Source organism: Actinophytocola sp. (genome assembly GCF_035712165.1).
In the GTDB taxonomy this organism is placed as follows: domain Bacteria; phylum Actinomycetota; class Actinomycetes; order Mycobacteriales; family Pseudonocardiaceae; genus DASYTH01.
Genome location: NZ_DASTBH010000485.1, coordinates 37,470 through 58,996, shown reverse-complemented (window position 1 = coordinate 58,996; position 21,527 = coordinate 37,470). Strand labels below are relative to the sequence as shown.

Below are 21,527 nucleotides of genomic sequence, written 5' to 3'. Positions count from 1 at the left end.
GTCATGCCCTACTTGGCCAGCATGCGGATGCTGGTGGGGATGAGCTGGCCCGGGGTCTCGAACTTGGCGCCCTTGCCGAAGGTCCGCACCGCGGTGTTCGCGAACGGCACCACCTCCGCCTTGGCGATCAGGGCGGACTCCGCGTCGAGCCAGGCTTTGCAGCCGTCCTTGCCGGGGATCGCCATCGCGGACCGCACCGCCGCGTCGTAGGCCGGGTCGGAGATTCCGGCGAAGTTGGTGCCCTCGGGAGCCACCGGGCCGGACAGGAACGGCACGAGCTGGTCGGGGCTGCCGACGTTGAGCGCCACCCAGGCGACGTCCCAGTCTCCCGCGCCGAAGATCGTGCCGGTCAGCGTCGTCTCGTTCTGGGCCTGCGCGGTGGCCCGGACGCCGGCTTCCTTCCACTGCCGCACCGCGAGCTCGGCCGCGGCGTCACCGCTGCTGCCGAGGTTGTTCTGGTAGAGGAAGGTCAGCGCCAGCGGCTTGCCGTCCTTGGCGCGCACGCCGTCGGCGCCTGCCGTCCAGCCGGCCTCGTCCAGCAGGGCGGCCGCGGTCTTGGCGTCGCCCTTCGGCAGCGCGTGGGAGACCGAGTCCCCCGGGCAGGCCGCCGGCTCGTTCGTGGCCATCGTGGTGGCGGTGCCGCCGCGGCCCGCGGTGATCACCTTCTGCAGCTCGTCGAGGTCGAGTGCCTGGGTCAGCGCCAGCCGGACCTTCGGGTCGGCGGTGGCCCGCCCGGCGGCGTGGTTGTACCACTGCTCGCCCACGACGGCCGGCGTGCTGGCGGCGAACAGCCCGGACTTCTCCAGCCGCTCCGCCTCCGGGCCGAGGACCTGGGCGGCGTTGAGGCCCCCGGAGAGCAGCAGGTTGGCCGCGGTCGACTCGTTCTCGACCACCTTGATCACCACCGTGTCGGGCAGCCCCTCGGTCGCGGTCGTCGCGCCGCCCGGTCCCCAGGTGTAGCCGTCGCGGATCGTGTAGGTGTAGTGGTCGCCGGGCGCCGCCTCGGTGAGCTTGTAAGGCCCGGTGCCCGAGGTGGTCTTGGCGAGCGACGTCCGGTCGGCCAGGCCGCTCGGGCAGACGATGGGCAGGCCCGCCAGTCCGTTGAGGACGAACGGCGCCGGCTGGGCCAGCGTGATCGTCACGGTGCCGGCCGCGTCGTCGCCCGCGGCTTTGGCGCCGGCCGGGAAGAAGGTCCCCAGGAAGGGACTCTTGTTGTTCGGGTCGGCGATGAAGTTGAGGTTGTCGGCGACGGCCTTGGCGGTCAGCTTGGCGCCGTCGGCACAGGTGACGCCGCCGGCCAGGGTCAGCGTGACCGTGTCGGTCCCGGTCTCCCACTTCGTGGCCAGCGCCGACCTGATCTCGCCGGTCTTGTCGTCGACGCTGACCAGCGGGTCGTAGGCGAACTGGGTGACGGTGAACAGCGAGCTCCCCGCGCCCAACTGCGGGTCCAGGCTTCCGGGGTCCGAGGAGAGCCCGAGGGTGAAGGTGCCGCCGTCGACGACCTGGGCGTCCCCGCTGCTCGGGGCGGCCGCGCCGCCGCAGCCGGCGAGAGCGGCCGCCAGGCACAGACCGGCAATGGCCACTGTGGACAGTCTCATCGCGTTCATCGCGGTCTTCCGTTCGGTGGGAGGGGTCAGGCGTTCGCGCGCCGGACGGCGCGGCCGAGGTGGAGGTACAGCGCGTGGCCGGTGCCGTCGTCGCCGACGAACGCGTGCGGCATGTGCATGCCGCGATCGGCCTTGAGCGGGATCAACATGTCGTCCCGGTAGTGGACGAGTTCGGTCCGCTCGACCTGTCCGCCCATGTCCGCGAAGACGCCCTTGGGCACCTGCTCGACCCAGATCCGCCCGTCGTCGTCCTGGCTGACGGTCAGGTCGAACACCTCGGCCGAGTAGGTGCCGACGTAGCGCCCGGCGTCGATCCGCCGGGGGTCCGGGGGCGGTGCGGGCAGCGGGGGCAGCGCGAGGCCGGTGAGCTCACCCAGAACATGACCGACGACGTCCCGGTAGAGCGAGACCGCGTTGCCGCCGTTGGTCAGCAGCGCGACGGCGAGCCCCGCGTCGGGCACCATCCGCAGGAACGCGGCCTGCCCGATGGTGGTGCCGTCGTGGCCGATGATCGTGCCGGCCGGCGTGTCGAACCGCTCGAAGCCCAGGCCCCACGACGAGCCCATGAGACCGAGGTCGGGCAGGTCGACCTCCCGGGCGTGCATCCGGGCGGCGGTCCCCGGCGCCAGCACCCGGGCGCCGTCGGCGGCGCGGCCGTCCTCAAGGTGCATCCGGGCGAAGGCGACCAGGTCGCGGGGGCGCATCGCGAGCGTCGAGCCGGCCGGGGCGTTGGATCGCGCCAGCGCCCACACCGGGGCCGGGGCGTAGCCCGCGCCCGGTTCCGGCTCGACGTGGCCGACCGCGGCCCGGAACATGATCGCCTCGTACGGACCGGGCGCGGTGTGGGTCAGGCCAAGCGGTCCGATCAGGTGCTCGCGCAGGCACTCGTCGTACGGCCGCCCGCGCAGCACCTCGACCAGCCGGCCGAGCACGCAGTAGCCGGCGTTGTTGTAGGAGAACTGCTCGCCGGGCGAGAACAGCCGGGGTACCTCGTGCAGGGTCGCGACGTACTTCTCCAGGCAGTCGTCACCCTTGCCGGTGTCGGTGAAGATGTCGCCCTCGAACCCGGCGGTGTGGTTGAGCAGCTGCCGGACGGTGATCCGCGCGGCCGCCGCCTCGTCGGCGACGCGGAACTCCGGCAGGTAGGTGCGCACCGGCGCGTCGAGGTCCACCGAGCCTTCGTCGACCAGTTGCATGACCAGCGTGCTGGTCCACAGTTTGGTGACCGACCCGATCTGGAAGACCGAGTCCACGGTCGCCTCGACCCGGGTCGCCGTGCTGAGCAGGCCGGCGGCCCCGTCGGCCACCTCGCCGCCGTGGCACACCGCCCACGCCGCACCCGGGACCTCGTAGTCCCGAAGCAACGGCGCCAACCGCTCGTCAAGCCAGGCCCGGACATCGTGAAGACCGCTCATACCCCACGACGCTAGGAACGACGCGGGCCGCTGTGTTCATCGCCACCGACAACGTGCCGAACCCGACTTGGTCGGGCCCGACGAAGGCACCCGGTTCGGGCGGCGGTTGGGCAGAATCGGGTGGCCGGTCGAGGCGGGAGGCGATGACCGATGACGCTGCTGCTGATCGCCACCGGTGGCACGATGGCGCACCGGTCGTCGAGCGTCGCCACCGGGCGCGAACTGCTGGAGCTGGCCGGTCCGGCGCCGGTGCGGGTGGTGGTGGAGGACGTGCTGGCCGAGCCGTCCTGGGACACGTCGGTGTCGACCCAGCTCGCTCTGGCCCGCCGGGTCCGCAAGGCCCTTGCCGAGGACGAGTTCACCGCGGTCGTGGTCACCCATGGCGTGGACACCCTTGAGGAGACCGCTTTCCTGACCGACCTGCTGGCCGGCCGGGCCCGCGGCGGGATCGTGTTCACCGGTGCGCTGCGGGCGCTGTCGGCCGCCGACCCCGACGGGCCGGCCAACCTGGCCGCGGCCCTGACCGCGGCGGCCGATCCGGCGCTGCGCGGCGCGGGCGCGGTGGTGTGTCTGGGCGACGAGTTGCACGCGGCCAGGTTCGCGGCTCTCACCGACGGCTTCTCCTCGGCACCGCACCCCATGCTCGGCCGTCTCGTCGACGGCAGGGTCCGGCTCACCTCGGCCCCGCCGCCGCGGCCGCCGGTCGCCGACGGCGCCCCGGAAACCGATGTGGCACTGCTCAAGACCTACCCGGACATGCCGCCCGCGCTGCTGACCACGGTCACCGACCTCGGCGCTCAGGGCGTGGTGCTCGAAGGCACCGGCGCCGGCAACGTGCCGGTGGAGTTGTTCGGCACCATCATGGAACTGTCCCAGATGGACATACCGGTGGTCGTCGCGTCCCGGGCCCATACCACCGACATCGGTCTCGCCGAGCGGATGGGAGCGATCGGCGCGGCCGGCCTGAGCCCGCAGAAGGCCCGGATGGCCTTGATGGTCGCGCTGGGCGCGGGCGGCGGCGTCAAGGCCGCCACCCGCTACTTCAGCGGCTTGCGGAACTGACCCGCTCCGGCGTTTCGCGTTCGGCGGTCCGCAGGCGCGACGGCCACCAGATCCGGGCGCCGATGTCCACGGTGATCGCCGGGACGAGCAGCGACCGCACGATCAGCGTGTCGAGCAGCACGCCGAACGCCACGATGAAGGCGATCTGGGCGAGGAACAGGATGGGCAGCACGGCCAGCGCGGAGAACGTGGCGGCCAGCACGACGCCGGCCGAGGTGATCACGCCGCCGGTCAGGGACAGCCCGCGCAGCGTTCCTTCCCTTGTGCCGAGCGCAATCGTCTCCTCCCGCACCCTGGTCATGAGGAAGATGTTGTAGTCGATGCCCAGCGCGACCAGGAACACGAACCCGAACAGCGGGATCACCGGGTCCGCGCCGGGAAAGCCGAACACGTGGTTGAACACCAGCGCCGACACGCCCATGGTGGCGGCGAAGGACAGCACCACGGTGGCGATCAGGATCAGCGGCGCGAGCAGTGCCCGCAGCAGCAGCGCGAGCACGATGAAGATCACCAGCAGCACGATCGGGATGATCAGGGTGCGGTCGGCCCGCGAGGTGTCCTGGGTGTCGAGTTGGATCGCGGTGGGGCCGCCGACCTTCGCCGCCGCGTCGGGCACCGCGTGCACGGCGCCGCGCAGCCGTCGCACGGTGTCCACCGCGGCCTCGGAGCCGGCCGGGTCGGTCAGGGTCACGTCGATCTCGGCGAGCCCGTCGGCCACCTGCGGCTTTCCGCTGCCGTCGGCCAGCACCCGAACGTCGGCAACGCCGTCGACCCTGGCCGCCGCGACGACGGCATCGGTCCGCCCGGCCGAAGCGATGATCACGGTCGGCGTTCCGGTGCCGCCGGGGAAGTGCCTGGCCAGGACCTCCTGCCCGGCCACCGAGTCGACCGGGTTGAGGAAGACGTCGGACTGTGCGGTGCCGTCGGCCCGCAACTGGGGCAGGAACGCGGCGCCGGCGAGCAGGACCAGGGTGGTGACGATCCAGACCGCCCGGGGCGCGGCGCCGACCAGGCGGGCGACCCGAGCCCAGAGACCGCTGTGCTCGGGGTGGGCCGAGCCCTGCTCCGGCCGGAACGGCCAGAACGCCGTCCGGCCGGTCAGCGCGAGCACGGCCGGCAGGAAGGTCACCGAGGCGGCCAGCGCCGAGGCGATGCCGATGGCGGCGACCGGGCCCAGTCCCTGGTTGGACTTCAGGTCGCTGAACACCAGGCACAGCACACCGAGGATGACCGTGCCGGCGGAGGCCACGATGGGTTGGATGGTGGCCCGCCAGGCGGAGCGGACCGCCGCGACCCGGTCGGGAACGTCGCGCAGTTCCTCGCGGAACCGCGACACCAGCAGCAGTGCGTAGTCGGTCGCGGCGCCGAAGACCAGGATGAACAGGATGCCCTGGCTCTGCCCGTTGAGCGCGAGCACATCGGCGTCGGCCAGCAGGTAGACCATCAGGCTGGCCAGGCCGAGGGCGAACACCGCGGACAGCAGCACCAGCACCGGCAGCACCGGGCTGCGGTAGACCAGGATGAGGATCACGCCGACCACCCCGCCGGCCACCAGCAGCAGCAGGCCGTCGATGCCCGCGAATGCCTCGCCGAGGTCGGCGATCTGCGCGGCCGGTCCGGTGACCAGGACGGTCAGGCCGTCCGGGGCCTGGTCCAGCGCGTCGCGCAGGGCGGTGACCACCTCGCCGGGATCGGCGCCGGGCGCGAGCGCCACGACGACCTCGAGCGCGGCGCCGTCGCGAGCCGCGATCACCGGGGAGTACTTGCCGATTCCGGGGATCCCGTCGATCGCGGCCACGGCGTCGTCGGCGAAGCGCCGGTCGTCCGCGGTGATCCCGCCGGACCGTTCGGCCACCACGATGGCCGGCAGCCCGTCGCCGGTGTCGAACCGCTGGCGCAGTTCGGACACCTCGGTCGCCTCCGCCGATGCCGGCAGGAACGCCGACCCGTCGTTCTGTGCGACCTCGCTCAACCTGCCGGCGAACGGCCCGCCGACCGCGCCGAGCACCAGCCAGCCCAGGACGATCAGCGCCGGAACGAGCCACCGCGTCCGGCTGTGCGCCGGTCGCTGCCGATCGCCCATACTGTTGGCTCCTCACAGGTCCCGATAGTTATTTCGACCGTCGCATAGTTCGACGATCGAAAGATTATGCTGTCCCGGGTGGTTGGGCAACTCGGCCGGCAGGAGGTCGCATGGCATCCGACGAGCCCGGTGGCGGTCCGGACGATCATGAGCTGACCAGGTTGCTGCGGCAGCTCACGGTCGAGACCGACCGGTTCACCGAGATATTCGGCCAGGCCAACGGCCTGCACCGAACCGACCTGAACGCCCTGGCCGTGATCATGGATGCCAGCCTGGGCGGCCGGCCGCTCAGCCCCGGCCAACTGGCGGCGGCGCTGCACCTCAGCGCCTCGGCCACCACCTCGGTGCTCGACCGGCTGGAGGCGGCCGGGCACATCCGCCGGGCCCACAGCCAACGCGACCGCAGGCGCACCGACCTGGTCATCGACGAGCGCGCCCTGGCCATCGGCCACCGCTTCTTCGCGCCGCTGGGCGCCGAACTGGCCGAGGTCTGGGTCGGGTTCACCGAGCCGGAGCGCGCCGCCATCAAACGGTTCCTGCTGGCCAGCATCGAGGCCACCGTCCGGGTCCGCGGCCGGGTCGCCGACCGGACCGGGCAGGACTGAGGCCGGCTCAGGGTTTGCGGCCCACCCCGGCGTAGATGAGCGTGTCGATGTCGGGGTCGCCGGTCGCGTCGCCGGGCTCCTCCGGGCGCCAGTGCGGGGAGCCGACCAGGCCCGGCTCGACCATGTCGAACCCGGCGCAGATCCGCCGGATCTCCTCGGCGGAGCGCGGATGCACGTGGTAGCGGGCGGACTTGTACACCTCGACCGCGTCGGCCAGCCCGCGCGCGGTGGCGTCCGCGGCGACGTTGGCCACCACCACGTAGCTGCCGGAGGCGAGCCGGTCCCGGTAACCGGCCAGCACGGCGGCCGGATCGAGGCTGTCCGGAAGGAAGTGCAGCATCGGCGCCATCACGGCGACCGGCTGGCTCAGGTCGAACAGCCGCCGCACCGGTTCGGACCGGAGGATGCCCGCCGCGTCCCGCACGTCTCCCCGGATCGCCGCGGTCCACGCGACATCCTTGAGCTTCAACTCGCCGTGCGCGATGGCCACCGGGTCGATGTCCACGTACACCACCCGGCACTGCGGCTCGGCCCGCTGCACGATCGTGTGCAGGGCGCCGACCGAAGGCAGGCTCGAGGCGATGTCCAGGAACTGCCGGACTCCCGACTCGACCAGAAACAGCGCGGCCCGGCGGATGAAGGACTGGCTCAGCCGGGCGGAGTGCTCCACTCCCGGCAGGACCTCCCGGATCTTCTCGGCCAGCTCACGGTCCGCGGCGACGTTGTGCCCGCCGCCGAGCCAGTAGTCGTGCATGCGTGCCGGATGCGCAATCGTCATGTCGATCGGGGGCGGCACCCCGCGCGATTGTCCGGTCACGCTCTGCTCAACACCCTTCGGCCGACCCGGGCGGTCCCTTCTCGGCCAATCGAGTGTATTGCCCAGGACGTAACGCGTGCGGCGCAACTCCGGGCTACGGAGCGGCCTGCCGATCCGGCCGGGGGGAGAGCACGCAGAACTCGTTGCCCTGCGGGTCGGTGAGCACGGTCCACGGCACGTCGCCCTGGCCGATGTCGGCCGGGTGTGCGCCCAGCGCGGTCAACCGGGCCACCTCCCCGGCGATCTCCTCGCCCTGGTAGGGCGCGACGTCGAGGTGGATCCGGTTCTTCACGGTCTTGGGCTCACCGGCCCGCACCATCGCCAGCCACGGCATGCCCGCGGCCGGCGGGCGCAGCAGCGCCAGTTCGCGCTCGCGCCACCAGAAGACCGGCCAGCCCACCGCGGCCGACAGGAACGGCGCCAGCCCCACCGGGTCCGCGGTCTGCAGGGCCAGCGCCGCGATCGGGCCGGTCGCGGCGAACGCCGGCCGGGGTTCCAGCACGCAGTACTCGTTGCCCTCCGGGTCCTCCAGCACCACCCACGGCACCGCACCCTGGCCGATGTCGACGCGGCGCGCGCCGAGGTCGAGCGAGCGGGTCACCAGCTCGTCCTGGTGCGCCAGCGAGGAACTGGACAGGTCGAGGTGCAGCCGGTTGCGCACCGTCTTGGGCTCCGGCACCGGACCGAACGACAACCCGACCGCCGGTGCGGCCGGATCCTCGATGTAGGACTCCTCCGCGTCCTCCTCGGTGACCGACCAGCCGAGCAGCTCCGCCCAGAACCGGGCGATCCGCGGCGCATCGGCACAGTCGACCGCGAGATGAACCAACCGGGTGGGCATGATCGTCACCCTACCGGCCTAGGAGACCCTGCGCCGGTAGATGATGATCGCGAAGACGTAGGCGACGATGAGAAGGCCGACACACCAGAGCAGCGCGACCCAGATGTCGGTGCCGAGCGGCTGTCGGGTGAACAGGTCGCGGATCGCGTCGACGATCGCGGTCACCGGCTGGTGCTCGGCGAAAGCGCGCACCGGGCCGGGCATGGTGCCGGTGGGCACGAAGGCCGAACTGATGAACGGCAGGAAGATCAGCGGGTAGGCGAACGCGCTCGCGCCGTCGGCGGACTTGGCGGTAAGACCGGGAATGACGGCGAGCCAGGTCAACGCGAGGGTGAACAGGACCAGGATGCCGGCCACTCCGAGCCAGGGCAGAACTCCCGCCCCCGAGCGAAAACCCATGAGCAGCGCGACGAGCACGACGATCACCAGCGAGATCAGGTTGGCGACCAGTGAGGTCAGCACGTGCGCCCACAGCACGGCCGACCGGGCGATCGGCAGCGACTGGAAGCGCTCGAAGATGCCGCTCTTCAGGTCCAGGAAGAGCCGGAACGCGGTGTAGGAGACACCCGATGCGACGGTGATGAGCAGGATGCCGGGCAACAGGTAGGTGACGTAGGAGTCCGATCCCGACTCGATCGCGCCGCCGAACACGAAGACGAACAGCAGCATGAACGAGATCGGCATGACCGAGGTCGTGATGATGGTGTCCATGCTGCGCGTGATGTGCCGCAGCGACCGTCCCAACAGGACGGCGGTGTCACCGGGGAAGTGTTTGCTCACCGTTGTTCCTTCCCGACGAGCGCGAGGAAGACGTCCTCGAGCGTCGGCTGCTTCTGGACGTACTCGACCGTGGCGGGTGGCAGCAACGCCTTGAGCTCGGCCAGGGTGCCGTTGACGATGATCCGGCCCTCGTGCAGGATCGCGATCCGGTCGGCGAGTTGTTCGGCCTCGTCCAGGTACTGCGTCGTGAGCAGCACCGTCGTGCCCCGGCCGGCGAGTTCCTTGACCGCCCGCCACACCTCCAGGCGCGCCTCGGGGTCGAGCCCGGTGGTCGGCTCGTCCAGGAAGATCACCGGCGGGTTCCCGATCAGGCTCATCGCGATGTCGAGCCTGCGGCGCATGCCACCCGAGTACGTCCCCACCCTGCGCGCCGCCGCCTCGGCCAGCCCGAAGCGGTCCAGCAGCCCGTCCGCGATCGTGCCCGAATCCTTGAGGTGCCGCAGTTTCCCGACCAGCACGAGGTTCTCCCGCCCGGTGAGGATCTCGTCGACGGCGGCGAACTGTCCGGTGAGGCTGATCGACTCCCGCACCCGCGCCGCCTGGGTGGCGACGTCGAAGCCGTTGACGTTCGCCGTTCCCGTGTCCGCTTTGAGCAGCGTGGCCAGGATTTTCACGACCGTGGTCTTGCCCGCCCCGTTGGAGCCGAGCAGCGCGAAGATGCTGCCACGCGCCACGTCGAAGTCCACCCCGCGCAGCACGTGCAGCGCCTGGTACGACTTCTCCAGGTTCCGCACCTGGATCGCCTTGTCCGCGGTCACTTCCGCTCACCGCGCTCCGCGTCCTCGATCGCCCTGGTCAGGCGAGCGCGCTCCTTGTCGATCCACTGCTTGCCGGTGTAGGCCTGCGCGAAGGTCTCGGCGAACTCGACCGGGTCCGCTCCGACGATGTCGCGCACCGGGGTGCCGTCGGCGGCGGCGCGCTCCCAGAGGTCGACGAAGTCGCCCCACATCGCGAGGATGGTCTCGCCGTCGACGACTCCCCCGTAGTACATGAAGTACCGCTGGAACGCCTTTGCGGCCGTGCCGTACGGCTCGGGCAGCGCCGCGAGACGGGCCTTGTACTGCTTGTACCGCTTCTTCTGTTCGAGCGACCCGGTGAGCAGCTCGATCCACTTCGCCGCCATGTCACTTGCCTCCCTTGTGGAGCCGTTCCAGCCGCTCTGCGAGGAAGCTCCACGTCCTCCAGAACTCGTCGAGGTGTGACCGGCCCGCGGCGTTGAGGGAGTACACCTTGCGGGGTGGCCCCTTCTCGGACGGGACCTTCGTCACGTCGACGAAGCCACGCTGCTCGACCCGGACCAGCAGGGCGTAGACGGTGCCCTCGGCGATGTCGGAGAAGCCCTGGTCCCGCAGCCACGCCGTGATCTCGTAGCCGTAGGCGGGCCGCCCCAACAGGATCGCCAGCACGATGCCCTCCAGCACACCCTTGAGCATCTCCGTCATCTGCTTGGCCACGGACCCACCTCCTCGGGCTACTCGGTGTCACTGACTACCGGTACATAGTAACGCTGAATAGCGGAGCCGCAAGGCGCCGCTTCAGGATGTGAGCCCGGTCTCGTCAGTCCACGTCGGAGCGCAGCAGGCTGTAGAAGACCACGTCCCGGCGCTGCCGCCGCGTTTGGTGACACCCCGCAGGACGCCTTCGCGGTGGAACCCGCTCTTGTCCAGGGCCCGCCAGCCGGGGACGTTGTCCACGTCGGTGAAGGCCGGGACCCGGTCGATCTCCGTGGTGTCGAACAGGTATCGAGTCAGCAGGGTGCCGGCGGTGCCGCCCAGGCCGCGGCCCCACGCGGCCGGGACCAGGTCGATGCCGAGGTACCGGGCCGGTAATCGCCCCCTCCGGCCACGACACCTCCCCGTCCGCAGGTGTCGAACCGTAGCCGACCGGACACGGTGCGACACAAGCGGCCTGTCGGGTGCGGACCCCCTCCTCACGCGCGGCCGGAGCCGGCGGTGCGGATGGTGCGCCAGGCGGCGCGGTCGGCCGGCCGCGGTGGGGCGGTTTCGCAGATGACGTAGTGGCGTGGGGTGAGGGCGGTGGGGTGGTTGGCGAGGGCGGCCATACAGCGCGCGTGGGCCTGGTCGGGTGTGCGGATGGCGTCGGTCGCGGTGAGGTAGGCGACGAGGGGCGCCCCGTCGGCCGTGGCGAAGATCCGGGCGACCGCGGGTGCGAGAGCCTCGTCGAGGAGACGCTGGACCTCGGTGAGGTCGACCCAGCAGGAGTCGACGAGGACCCAGTCCGGTCCGCGGGCGATGGGGTCGAGGCCGATGGCGTGCCGGATCTGTTCGGCGTCGAGGTCGGTGTCGGTGGCGGCCACCAGCAGCCGCTCGATCGCCCGGAGCAACGACTCCAGCTCGGCCCGGGGCGCCAGGCCGGTGTCGGCGCTCCACAGGTCGAGATGGAGGTGGCTGTCGATCTGGTTGAGGCTGAACCGGATCGGTGTTCCGTGCGGCGGTACCGGGCGCCACCGCAGTTCGGTGTGCCGCAGCGCCGCGCTGACCCGTTCGGGGTCGCATCCGGCGCCGGCGTCGACCCCCGACCAGCTTTCCGCCACCAGGCTGTTGAACAGCGCGTCGTGCTCGATCCGCAGGCCACGCCGGTGTTCGATGCGTTCGTTCATGGCGGCCCGCTCGCCCGGGTCGTACCTGGCGTGCCGGCTTGCCTCCAGGACCGATCTCCAGGTGCCGGCGACCACCGCGTCGAAGCTGTGCCGGCCGACCTCGACCGTGGCGAGGCCGAGCTGGGCCAGCGGGCCGACATAGTCGGTCAGGTGGGGTTCGAAGCGGTTGCTCGCCATCAGCGGGACCACCAGCTCGCGGCAGCCGGTGCGGCACGCGAGCACGGCGCAGATCGCGGCCAGCACGACGCTGGAACGGCTGGCCCTGGTGCGGGCGGCGACCTGGCGCACCGCCATCGCGGCGGCCACCGACAACAGTTCCACCGCCACCGACTCGGCGGTCTCGCGGGCGTCCGGCACCGCGTACAGGCATCGGGACAGCCGCATCGACTGGCCGTGCAGGTAACGCAGCGCCGCCTCGGCCTGGCGCCGCCCGTCCGGGGTCGCTTCGAGCGCGGCCTGGTCCAACGGCTGATGGCGCGGTTGTCCGACCCGCCGGGCGGCGGGGTCGCGGATCATCTCGGCGAACTCGCCCCTGATGATCTCGATTGCCGCGAAGTCGACGGCCATGTGCGAGAACACGGCGGCGCAGGCGATGACCCGCTCGTCGTCGCCGGACCCGGTGGCCACCGCGACCCGCACCGGAGCCGGTGTCGTGTAGGGAGGTTGCTGGGTTCGCAGCCAGCGGAGGAGCGCCTCGGCCACCGCGGGCCGGTCCCGAGGCCCCCAGGATCCCTCGCCGAGCGCGCAGACGTCGAGCGGTAGCTCGCCGGACGCGGCGACCCGCTGCCGCGGCCGGGGGCCGGTGTCGTAGCTGGTGCGCAGCGTCTCGTGCCGGGACACCAGCACGGCCACCGTCTCGGCGACGTCGTCGACCGACACCCCGTCGGGCACATCGAGTTCCGCACCGAGCACCGCGAAGATCTCATGGGGTTTCGGGTTCAACCAGCCCAGGAAGCTGATCTGGCCGACGGTGAGCGGTCCCTCTGCCTCGCGCGAACCGGTGAAGGCGACCGGGATCGCTCGCCGGGGGCTCAGCTGCACGCGTCGCCGGTGGGCGGGTGTCTCCGAACTCGTTCTGATCCGCTGCATTCTCGGTTTCTCTTCGGCTGCGAACGACGGCCACCATGATCTCGTTCAGTGTTTCAGCACGGTCTGGATCGCGGTGGCGAGGTGGGCGGGATCGGGTTGCACGGCACGGTCGAGGGTGGGGGCGAAGGGAAGGACGGCGCCGTCGGGGCGGGTCACTCGGACGGGTGGGGCCAGCAGGTCGACGGTTTCGGTTGCGGTGGCGAGGATTTCGGCGGCGACGCCGGACGTGCGGTTGGTGTCGTCGACGACCACCAGGCGGCGGGTCTTCCGTAGCGAGGCGGTGAGGGCGGGCCAGTCGAAGGGGTGGATGGTGCGCGGGTCGAGGACTTCGACGGAGGCTTCGCCGGCGAGGCTTTCCGCCACGGTCAAAGCGTCCTGCAGGAGATGGCCGATGGCGACGACGGTGACGTCCGTGCCGGATCGGTGGATTCGGGCCTGTCCCAGGGGAATCGGCGCGAGGGTGGCGTAGTCGACGTCCTCGCGGAGGGCGAGGGCCTGCGCGGGCGCGAACACGGCAACCGGGTCGTCGTCGCGGATGGCGGAGACGAGCAGACCGTAGGCGTCGGTGGGGGTGGCCGGGACGACGGTCTTGACGCCGACGTGGGCGAACAGGGCGTAGGGGTGGTCGGAGTGCTGCCCGGCCCAGCCGGTGCGGGAACCGGAGCCGGGGATCAGGTAGGTCACCGGGACACGGCACTGCCCGCCGGTCATCAGCGAGAACTTGTGGGCCTGGTTGGCGATCTGTTCGAAGGCCAGGTAGAGCAGAGCGGGGATCTGGTACTCGATCACCGGGCGGAGACCGGCGAGTGCGGCGCCGGTGGCGAAGCCGGTGAAGGCCTGCTCGGACAGCGGGGTGTCCAGCACGCGGTCCGGGCCGAACCGGCGCAGCAGGCCGGCGGTGACGTTGGCGACCGCGGCGCGGACGTCCTCGCCGAGAACGAACACGGTGGGGTCACGCGACAGTTCGTCGGTGAGCGCCCGGTTGAGGGCCTTCTGGTAGGAGAGCCAGGGCATCACGCACCGCCGCCCGGGCGGGGACGCAAACCCGTGGCGTAGAGGTGATCCAGGGCGTCGGCCGGGTCGGGGTGCGGGGCGGCGCGGGCGAAGGCGACCGCGTCGTCGAGCACCGCCTCGATCTCGGCATCGGCGCGGGCCCGGTCCTCGGGGGTGAGTCGGGCGGCCTGGATCGAGACGGGGTCGCGGGAACGGGCCCGGCGCACCTCCTCGTCGTCGCGGTAGCGGATCCGGGCCCGGTGCTCCCAGGTGTGGTGGGCGTCGAACCGGTAGGTCAGGCATTCGACGAAGGTGGGCCCGGCGCCGGTCCGGGCCCGGTGCACGGCTTGCCGGGCGGCCTCGAGCACGGTCTGCGGGTCCATGCCGTCGATCGTCACGGCCGGGATGCCGAACGCCTCGGCCCGGCCGGTGACGGTGCCGGCGACCGCGTTCTCGACGGTCAGGGTGGTGGCGTAGCCGTTGTTCTCACAGACGAACAGAACCGGAAGTCGCCACAGGGCGGCGAGGTTCAGAGCTTCCAGGAGCACCCCCTGGTTGACGGCGCCGTCGCCGAAGAAGCTGACCGCGACCGTGTCCCGGCCGGACCGGCGGGCCGCCCAGGCCGCGCCGGCGGTGATCGGGGCGTTGGCGCCGACGATCGCGTTGGCGCCGAGGATTCCGAGCGCGAAGTCCGCGGCGTGCATGGATCCGCCCCGGCCCTGGTTCAGGCCGGTGGCGCGGCCGGCGAGCTCGGCGAGCATCCTGGCCGGATCGGCGCCCTTGGCGAGCACGTGCCCGTGACCCCGGTGGGTGCTGGTGATGAGGTCGTCCCGGCGCAGGGCGGCGCACACCCCGGCGGCGACGGCTTCCTGGCCGATGTACGGGTGGATGCCGCCGACGATCTCGCCGGACGTGACGAGCTCGATCGCGCGTTCCTCGAACCGGCGGATCAGCCGGACCGTTCGGTACAGGCCGGCCGGCGTGTCCGGTGGTGGTGCGGTCATGAGCGCCAGAGGGTGGGGCAGAACTCGGGATCGGCGTAGTCCGGGCTGCCGTGCGGGGTGCGGCGCACGAGGGCGTCGTGGTTGTAGCCGGCCATGGTTCCGTCGGCGAGCGGATAGTCGCGGTGGGTGTTGGCGCCGTCCTGCAGGTGCAGTGAGATGGCCTGCCGGGGCCGGTCGCTTCGGTTGGCGCCGCTGCCGTGGTACGTCCGGCAGTGGTGGAAGCTCATGTGTCCCTTCGGAATGATCATCGGGATCTTGTTGATCTCGGCGCCGTTGTGCGCGGCGTTGGCGGCGAGCAGGTCCTCGAGGTGATCGTTGTCGCGGTCGGCGAAATGTTTGGTCGTGCTGTCGTCCGCACCGACCTCCGCCCAACGGTGGCTGCCGTCCACCATGGTGATCGTGCCCATCTCCTCGCCACAGTCGTGGAACGGGATGAACGCGGTCAGCATCCGGTCCGAGGACGACGATGCCCAGTAGTGCTTGTCGAAATGCCACGGCACGATGTTCGACGGCTCGCCGGCGACCGGCGGCTTGTAGATCAGGGTGGACTGGAACACCCGGATCTCGTCCACTCCGGCCAGCCGTGCGGCGACCGCGCCGATCAGCGGTTTGCGCAGCACCGTGGCGAACGCGTCGCTCTCGTAGTGCACGTAGTCGTTGTGCCGCTGCACGTCGCCGTGCTCCGGCTGCCAGTAGGCCAGCCGTGGCGGTCGCACCGGCAACCGCCGGTCCCGCTCCCCCGCGTAGTACCGCCCGGCCGCCGACGACAGATCGTCGACCTCGTCGTCGGAGAACAGCTTCTTCGACAGGTACCAACCGTGCTCGGCGAAGAACGCGACGTCCGCATCGGACGGCAGCAACGTCCGCTCCCGCTCGGACAGGACGAACCCGGTCATCGCTTGCCGTTCCCGATCAGTTCCCGGAGCACGTCGACGGCTCCGGTGACGGTGCCCATCCGTCCGAGTTGGCTGTCGTCGGGTTCCATGGGCACGCCGTAGCGTTGCTCCGCCTGGTGCAGCAGCCAGGCCAACTCCATCGAGTCGATCCGCTCGGGAATGTCCGCCGCCGGCCGGTCGCCCAGGCTCGCCAGCATCGCCACGATGTCGTCCCGACCGACGTCCATGTCGCTCATCGCGCAACCTCGCAAGCTCGGTGGCGCGACTCGGACACCGTGCCTATTGACTCGCTCGCAAGCTCGCTCATCGGATCAGCTTCCTTCCCGAGGGGCCTGGCCGAGTACCGAACGGTCGCGGACCAGCTTTCCGGTTGTGGTGCGCGGCATCGCCGAAAGCACGTGCAGCCGGCGCGGCCGCTTGTAGGCCGCGAGCCGCTCGGCCAACCCGGCCTCGACGGTCGCCGCCGTGCCCGGCGAGGTGAGTTGCACGTATGCGGTGATCACGCCGTCGTACAGCACCACAGCGGCCACCACTCCCGGCAGTGCCCCGAGGGTCGCCTCGACCTCGGTCAGGTCGACCTTCAGGCCGCCGACCGAGACCTGGGAGTCGAGCCGGCCCTTGACGGTGACCAGCCCGGTGACCGGATCGACCGCGCCGGCATCCCTGGTGTGCAGCCAGCCGTCCGCCCACCGGGTCGGGTCGCTGAGCCCGACGTAGGGCGACTGCGGCCGGCTGACCAGCAGCTCACCCGCACGCTCCCGAACCTCCAGCCCCGGGGCGGGGGCGAGGGCCGGCCGGTGCGCGCCGGACAGGTCGGTGGCGATCACCCCGACCTCGGTCATGCCCCACATGTTTCCCAGCGGCACCCGGTACTTCTCGACGAAGGCGGCCGCGGTCGCGGCCGGAACGAGCTCGCCGCCGGTGGTCATCCGCTTGAGCTGCGGCAGCGCGGGCGGATCCGGGACCGAGGTGAGCAGGCCGATGTGGAACGGAACCCCCAGCACGGTCACCGGTTCCGGCTCGGCGGCCACCGCATGGATGATGCTGTCCCCGGTGAGCCGGTCCGGCGGCCGGATCCGCACGCCGGCGTGCAGGCCGTACAGCAGGCCGCCGACGAGGCCCAGCACGTGCACCATCGAGGCCAGCACGACGACCCGCTCGCCGCGCACCGGCACGCCGTCGATCCGGGTGTACCGGTCGATCTCGGCGATCAGGTCGGCCGCGGTCCGACCGATCACCTTGGACGGTCCGGTCGAGCCGGAACTGAGCTGTATCACGGCATGCGGCGTCGGCGCGGGCCGGCCGGGATGTGCTGCGACGGACTCGGTGACATCGGCGAACATTCGCAGCGCACCGCCCCTGGTCCGGTCCGGGGCGACCACCACCTGTGGCGCGAGCCGTTCCAGCGCGGTGTCCACCTCGAACGGGGTGAGGCGATGGTCGAGCAGGATGACCTGAGCACCGAGGCGCCAGCCGGCGAGCAGGTTCGCGACGTAGGCGAGCGACGGCGGCAGCCGCAGGGCGAGCGAGCCGCCCGGACCCAGCCCGGCCGCCGCCAGCCGGGACTGGCGCTCCCCCACCATCCGGCGCAGTGCCGCCCGGTCGATGGGCGCGTCCGAATGCAGGCAGACGTCGGTGTCCGCGCCACGCAACAGGATCTCGTCGACCCAGTCCGGGCTGGTCGCCGCGAGGTCACCGGACAAGAAGCACCTCCAGGCGGTCATAGCCGCGGAGCATGAAGTGCCGGCGCGGGCTCGGTTCCACGGCCAGGGTGAGGGACGGGAAGCGGGACAGCAGCCGGGGTAGAGCCAGCTTTCCTTCCGCACGGCCGAGGGCCGCGCCCAGGCAGTAGTGCGGGCCGGCGCTGAACGCGTAGTGGTGGTTGTCGGTGCGGCCCGGGTCGAACCGGTCCGGGTCGGGGAAGCGGGTGGGGTCCCGGTTCGCGGCGCCGGTGAGGACGAGGACGGATCGTCCGCGTGGCACGGAGATCCCGGCGACGTCGGTGTCCTCGGCCGCGAACCGGATGGCGAAGTGCACGGGCGGGTCGAAGCGGAGGATCTCCTCGACGTAGGCCGGCGCCAGCGCGGGGTCAGCGCCGAGCTTCGTCCTGGCGTCGGGGTGCGCGAGCAGCAGGCGCAGGCCGTTGCCGAGCAGGTTCGCCGTGGTGCGGAAGCCGGCGTTGAACACCACGATCAGGTTGGCCAGCAGTACGGGTTCGGGCAACCCGCCGTCCGCCAGCGCGGAGATCAGGTCGTCGGCGGGGTGCGCCCGGCGGGCGGCGAGGAGACCGGCGAAGTAGGCCGTCAGCTCCTCGGCCGCGGCATCGGCGGCCCGCAACTCGCGGAACGAGCGCTGACCGACCTCCAGGATCGCGTCGAAATCCCTTACCCGCCGCGGAAAGCCGGCCCGGTCCGGCTCGGGGATACCGAGCAGTTCGCCGATCACGTCGCTGGGCAGGCGCAGGGCGAACTCGGCCATGAAGTCCACCGGGACGCCGTCCGCGCCCAGGGCCGCGAGCCGGTCGACCAGGCCGCCGGCAATCCGGTCGATCATCGGTTCCAGCGCGGCCGCCTTGGTGGCGCTGAACACCTGGCCGAACAGGCGGCGGGTGCGGGCGAGGTTCTCGCCACTGGCATGGAAGACGGAGTCCTGCATGGTGCGCACCGCTGGATGCGCACGCCACCGGGTGCTGGTCCGGTCCAGGTACTCCGCGTCCAGCACCCGGAAGTCGGGGTCGCGCAGCACCTGGCCGACCGCCTCGTAGCCGTGCACGATGGCGGCGTGCCGGCTGCCGGGCGGCAGCGCCACGGCCGGCCCCAGTGCGTGCAGCCGGGCGTAGAGCGGATACGGGTCGCGCCGGCCCGGTTCGCTGAGCAGTTCCCGCAGCCAGGGCGTGGTCGACGTGGTCACGACGGGTCTCCCCGGGCGGTGCGGCGGCGGTCGCGGGCGGCCAGGGCGGCGCGCAGCAGGTCGTCCAACTCGTCGTCGGACAGCGTGGCAAGCTCGGCCTCGCGGTCGGTTCCGGTGCTGGGCGGGGGCAGCTCCGCCGACACGAGCGCGGCCAGGTCCGCGATCGTCGGGGTGGCGAAGATGCGGTGCATGGGCAGGTTCACGCCGTAGGTGTCGGCGATCCGCGCGGCGAACCGGATCGCGGTCAACGAGCCCCCGCCGAAACCGAACAGGTTGTCGTGCACCCCGATCGGCTCGCCCGTGCGCAGCAGTTCGGCCCAGATCCGGGCCATGGCCGCCTCGACCGGATCGCGTGGCGGCACCCGGTCCGCGGCCGGCGGCGCGGCCCACCCGGGCGCGGGAAGTGCGGTGCGGTCCACCGTCCCGTCGGGGCGAAGCGGCAGCGCCGGCAGCCCGACGATGAGCGCGGGGATCAGCTGGTCGGGCAGCGCCGCACGCAGGTGCGCCCGGAACAGCGCGAGCAGGTCCGTCTCCGGCCGCGCGGCCGGAGAGTCCGGATCGGGCACGACATAGGCCACCAGCGCGGTCTCGCCGGCCCTGGGCATGCCGGTCACCGCCACGTCGCGCACCGCTGGATGCGCGCGCAGCACGGTCTCGACCTCGCCGCGGTCGACCCGGACGCCGCGGACGGTGAACCGGCGCCCGGCGCTGCCGGCCGGTTCCAGGTCGCCGTTCTCCCGCCAGCGGCCGAGGTCGCCGGTGGCGTACATGCGTGCCCCCGGTTCGGTTCCCCAGGGGTCGGGCAGGAACTCCGCCGCCGTGTGGCCCGGCCGGCCGAGGTAGCCGCGCGCCAGGCCCGGGCCGGCGACATACACCTCCCCCACCACTCCGACCGGTACCGGCGTCAGGCGCTCGTCCAGCACGTAGCGGCGGACGTGACCGAGATCGGCCCCGGACACCAGGGGCAGCAGCAGGTCCGCCGGAAACCCGTCGACCAGGGCGACGCCCAGGTCGCGGGTCGCGGCGAGCACGGCCAGGACGGCCCGGTGTTCGATGTCGACGCCGACCGGTCCGGCAGGACCGGACGTGAAGACGGTGCAGGCCAACGCCTCCGGCGGCACCGGCACGGGATCCAGCGGTTCGGCGGCGGGCTCGTCCGCCATGATCACCGTGACCCCGCCGCCGACCGAGCCGGCCAACCCCGCGTGCGCGCCGTCGGACAGCACGATCCGCAGCCCGGCGTCGCGGGCCATGATCTCCAGCCGGGCCAACGGAAGTTCGGGCTCCAGCAGAACGAACGCGGCGCCCGCCCACCACACGCCGAGCAGCGCGGTCAGCAGGCCGGCGTCCCGGCCGAGACACACGCCGACCCGCGTTTCCGGGCCGGCCCCGTGGTCGGCGAGCACCCGGGCGAGCCGGGCGGCCCGCTCGCACACCCCCGGCATCGCCGTGGCGGCCGACGCCGCCAGCAGCCGCCGCACATCGGACGGCGCCTGCGGCGCGGGCCGGCCGGTGGTCAGGGCCGCGCGCTCCGCGGGCGTCAGCAGCGGCAGGCCGGCCACCGGCGTGTCCGGCGCGGCCGCGGCGTGCTCGAGCACGGTCAGCACCGAACGCAGGAACCGGCCGGCGAACGCTTCGTCGAACAGGTCGCTGCGGCACCGCAGCGTCAGGGTTCCATCGTCGCTCGTGGACAGGTCGAGATCGGACTCGGCGATGCCGGTGGCCGGCTCCAGGGTCCGAGCGGCCACGCCGGGAAGCTCCAGCGCGGGCGCCGCGGACGCCGCGGGGACGAACCGGACGGCGGGCTCCACGCCCAACTCCTCGGCGAGCTTGTCGAGCGGAAGTTCGCCGTGCGTCTCGGCTTCCGCGACGGCATCCCGCACCTGGCCGAGCACCTCGGTGAACGGGACGGTCGCGGCGAGACACAGCCGGACCGCGACCGTGTCGGCGAACCGGCCCGCGATCGGTTCCAGCTCCACCCGGATCCGGCCGCGCACCGGGACACCGATCAGCAGGTCGGCCTGCCGGGCATACCGCGACAGCGCAACCGCGTAGCCGGTGAGGATGGCAATGGCCGGCGTCGTGCCGGCCTCGTGGGCGATCGCACGCAGCCGGCCAGCCGCGGCCGCGTCGAGCGCGGCGGTCGCCGTGACGGCCTGAACCGACCGCGTCACCGGCCGGGGCCGGTCGCTCGGCAGGGTGAGCCCGGGGGGCACGTCCCGCAGCCGCTCACGCCAGTAGTCCAGTTGGCGGGACAGTTCCTCACCGCGCAGCCGGTCGCGCTGCCAGACGGCGTAGTCCCCGTAGTCCATCCACAGTGGCGGCAACGCCTCGGAGTCCTTCTGGTACACAGTGGACAGTTCGGTGAGCAGCATGGCCAGGCTCGCCTCGTCGGCGATGATCTGGTGCGCCACCAGCACGAACAACGACCGGTCGGGGCGGGCCCCGATCAGCGCGGCCCGCAGCAGGGGGCCGCGGGCCAGGTCGAACGGCTGCTCGGCCAGCCCGGCCGCGACGACCTCGGCCCGCGCGGCGGCGTCCGGGCCGTCCGGCAGGACGACGTGGTCGATGGGCACGCTCACCCGATCGGCGACGACCTGCTCGGGCTCGTCGCCGCCGGCGACGATGCTGGTGCGCAGCGCCGCGTGCCGGGCGACCACGGCGTCCAGCGCGCGTTGCAGGACGCCGAGCTCCACCTGGCCGTCCAGCCAGGCCGCGTACCGCAGGTGCGACGCGGGACCACCGGGCGCGAGCGTCTCGCGCAGCCACACTCGCCGCTGCGCGAACGACACCGGGTACCGCACC

General features: G+C 72.1%; 20 protein-coding genes. 2 read left to right on the top strand and 18 right to left on the bottom strand.

The features are described from left to right. Positions 1-8: 8 nt before the first annotated feature. A complete protein-coding gene (locus VFO68_RS27610; RefSeq protein WP_325161323.1) occupies positions 9-1,607 on the bottom strand; it encodes an ABC transporter substrate-binding protein in 1,599 nt (532 codons plus the stop codon). Between the two features lie 26 nt (positions 1,608-1,633). Further along, positions 1,634-3,022 carry a serine hydrolase domain-containing protein gene (locus VFO68_RS27605; protein WP_325161322.1) on the bottom strand — a complete coding sequence of 463 codons (1,389 nt, stop codon included), beginning with the start codon at positions 3,020-3,022 and terminating at the stop codon, positions 1,634-1,636. A 150-nt stretch (positions 3,023-3,172) separates the two neighbouring features. Between VFO68_RS27605 and VFO68_RS27600 the strand changes: the two genes are divergently transcribed. Next, positions 3,173-4,084: an asparaginase domain-containing protein gene (locus tag VFO68_RS27600; RefSeq protein ID WP_325161321.1), complete on the top strand. Its 912-nt coding sequence runs from the start codon at positions 3,173-3,175 to the stop codon at positions 4,082-4,084. On the opposite strand, the gene VFO68_RS27595 is transcribed toward VFO68_RS27600, so the two are convergent. Next, complete coding sequence (locus tag VFO68_RS27595) at positions 4,065-6,167, bottom strand: MMPL family transporter (RefSeq protein WP_325161320.1); 2,103 nt, start codon at positions 6,165-6,167, stop codon at positions 4,065-4,067. The genes VFO68_RS27600 and VFO68_RS27595 overlap by 20 nt on opposite strands. A 110-nt stretch (positions 6,168-6,277) precedes the next feature. Between VFO68_RS27595 and VFO68_RS27590 the strand changes: the two genes are divergently transcribed. Further along, positions 6,278-6,772, top strand: coding sequence for a MarR family winged helix-turn-helix transcriptional regulator (locus tag VFO68_RS27590; RefSeq protein WP_325161319.1), 495 nt, complete (start codon positions 6,278-6,280; stop codon positions 6,770-6,772). A gap of 7 nt (positions 6,773-6,779) precedes the next feature. Here the strand turns inward: VFO68_RS27590 and VFO68_RS27585 are convergent, their stop codons facing one another. From VFO68_RS27585 to VFO68_RS27520, 15 genes are all read right to left on the bottom strand, one after another. After that, positions 6,780-7,589 (bottom strand): SAM-dependent methyltransferase, encoded by an 810-nt coding sequence (locus VFO68_RS27585; RefSeq protein ID WP_325161318.1) that lies wholly within the window; start codon positions 7,587-7,589, stop codon positions 6,780-6,782. A 94-nt stretch (positions 7,590-7,683) separates the two neighbouring features. Next, on the bottom strand, positions 7,684-8,430 hold the full coding sequence (locus VFO68_RS27580; RefSeq protein ID WP_325161317.1) for a VOC family protein: 747 nt from the start codon (positions 8,428-8,430) through the stop codon (positions 7,684-7,686). 18 nt (positions 8,431-8,448) lie between these two features. Beyond that, entirely contained in the window at positions 8,449-9,210 is a 762-nt protein-coding gene (locus VFO68_RS27575; RefSeq protein WP_325161316.1) for an ABC transporter permease, read from the bottom strand. Continuing rightward, a complete protein-coding gene (locus VFO68_RS27570; RefSeq protein WP_325161315.1) occupies positions 9,207-9,968 on the bottom strand; it encodes an ABC transporter ATP-binding protein in 762 nt (253 codons plus the stop codon). Before VFO68_RS27570 ends, VFO68_RS27575 begins: the two co-directional genes overlap by 4 nt. Next, a complete protein-coding gene (locus VFO68_RS27565) occupies positions 9,965-10,333 on the bottom strand; it encodes a DUF1048 domain-containing protein (RefSeq protein ID WP_325161314.1) in 369 nt (122 codons plus the stop codon). Before VFO68_RS27565 ends, VFO68_RS27570 begins: the two co-directional genes overlap by 4 nt. 1 nt (position 10,334) lies before the next feature. Continuing rightward, positions 10,335-10,664, bottom strand: a complete 330-nt coding sequence (locus VFO68_RS27560; RefSeq protein ID WP_325161313.1) for a PadR family transcriptional regulator — start codon at positions 10,662-10,664, stop codon at positions 10,335-10,337. Between the two features lie 81 nt (positions 10,665-10,745). Further along, a complete protein-coding gene (locus VFO68_RS34345) occupies positions 10,746-11,111 on the bottom strand; it encodes a GNAT family N-acetyltransferase (protein WP_414635590.1) in 366 nt (121 codons plus the stop codon). Positions 11,112-11,140: 29 nt separating this feature from the next. Beyond that, positions 11,141-12,871, bottom strand: a complete 1,731-nt coding sequence (locus VFO68_RS27555) for a condensation domain-containing protein (protein ID WP_325161312.1) — start codon at positions 12,869-12,871, stop codon at positions 11,141-11,143. Between the two features lie 93 nt (positions 12,872-12,964). Next, positions 12,965-13,933 (bottom strand): alpha-ketoacid dehydrogenase subunit beta, encoded by a 969-nt coding sequence (locus tag VFO68_RS27550; RefSeq protein ID WP_325161311.1) that lies wholly within the window; start codon positions 13,931-13,933, stop codon positions 12,965-12,967. Beyond that, a complete protein-coding gene (locus VFO68_RS27545; protein WP_325161310.1) occupies positions 13,933-14,916 on the bottom strand; it encodes a thiamine pyrophosphate-dependent dehydrogenase E1 component subunit alpha in 984 nt (327 codons plus the stop codon). The genes VFO68_RS27550 and VFO68_RS27545 overlap by 1 nt, the downstream gene beginning before the upstream one ends. Continuing rightward, a complete protein-coding gene (locus VFO68_RS27540; protein WP_325161309.1) occupies positions 14,913-15,812 on the bottom strand; it encodes a phytanoyl-CoA dioxygenase family protein in 900 nt (299 codons plus the stop codon). The genes VFO68_RS27545 and VFO68_RS27540 overlap by 4 nt, the downstream gene beginning before the upstream one ends. Continuing rightward, positions 15,809-16,048, bottom strand: coding sequence for a hypothetical protein (locus VFO68_RS27535; protein WP_325161308.1), 240 nt, complete (start codon positions 16,046-16,048; stop codon positions 15,809-15,811). Before VFO68_RS27535 ends, VFO68_RS27540 begins: the two co-directional genes overlap by 4 nt. Before the next feature lie 75 nt (positions 16,049-16,123). Next, positions 16,124-17,536 (bottom strand): class I adenylate-forming enzyme family protein, encoded by a 1,413-nt coding sequence (locus VFO68_RS27530; protein ID WP_325161307.1) that lies wholly within the window; start codon positions 17,534-17,536, stop codon positions 16,124-16,126. Continuing rightward, positions 17,505-18,722 carry a cytochrome P450 gene (locus VFO68_RS27525; RefSeq protein ID WP_325161306.1) on the bottom strand — a complete coding sequence of 406 codons (1,218 nt, stop codon included), beginning with the start codon at positions 18,720-18,722 and terminating at the stop codon, positions 17,505-17,507. Before VFO68_RS27525 ends, VFO68_RS27530 begins: the two co-directional genes overlap by 32 nt. Beyond that, entirely contained in the window at positions 18,719-21,526 is a 2,808-nt protein-coding gene (locus VFO68_RS27520) for a condensation domain-containing protein (RefSeq protein WP_325161305.1), read from the bottom strand. Before VFO68_RS27520 ends, VFO68_RS27525 begins: the two co-directional genes overlap by 4 nt. Position 21,527: the final 1 nt, after the last annotated feature.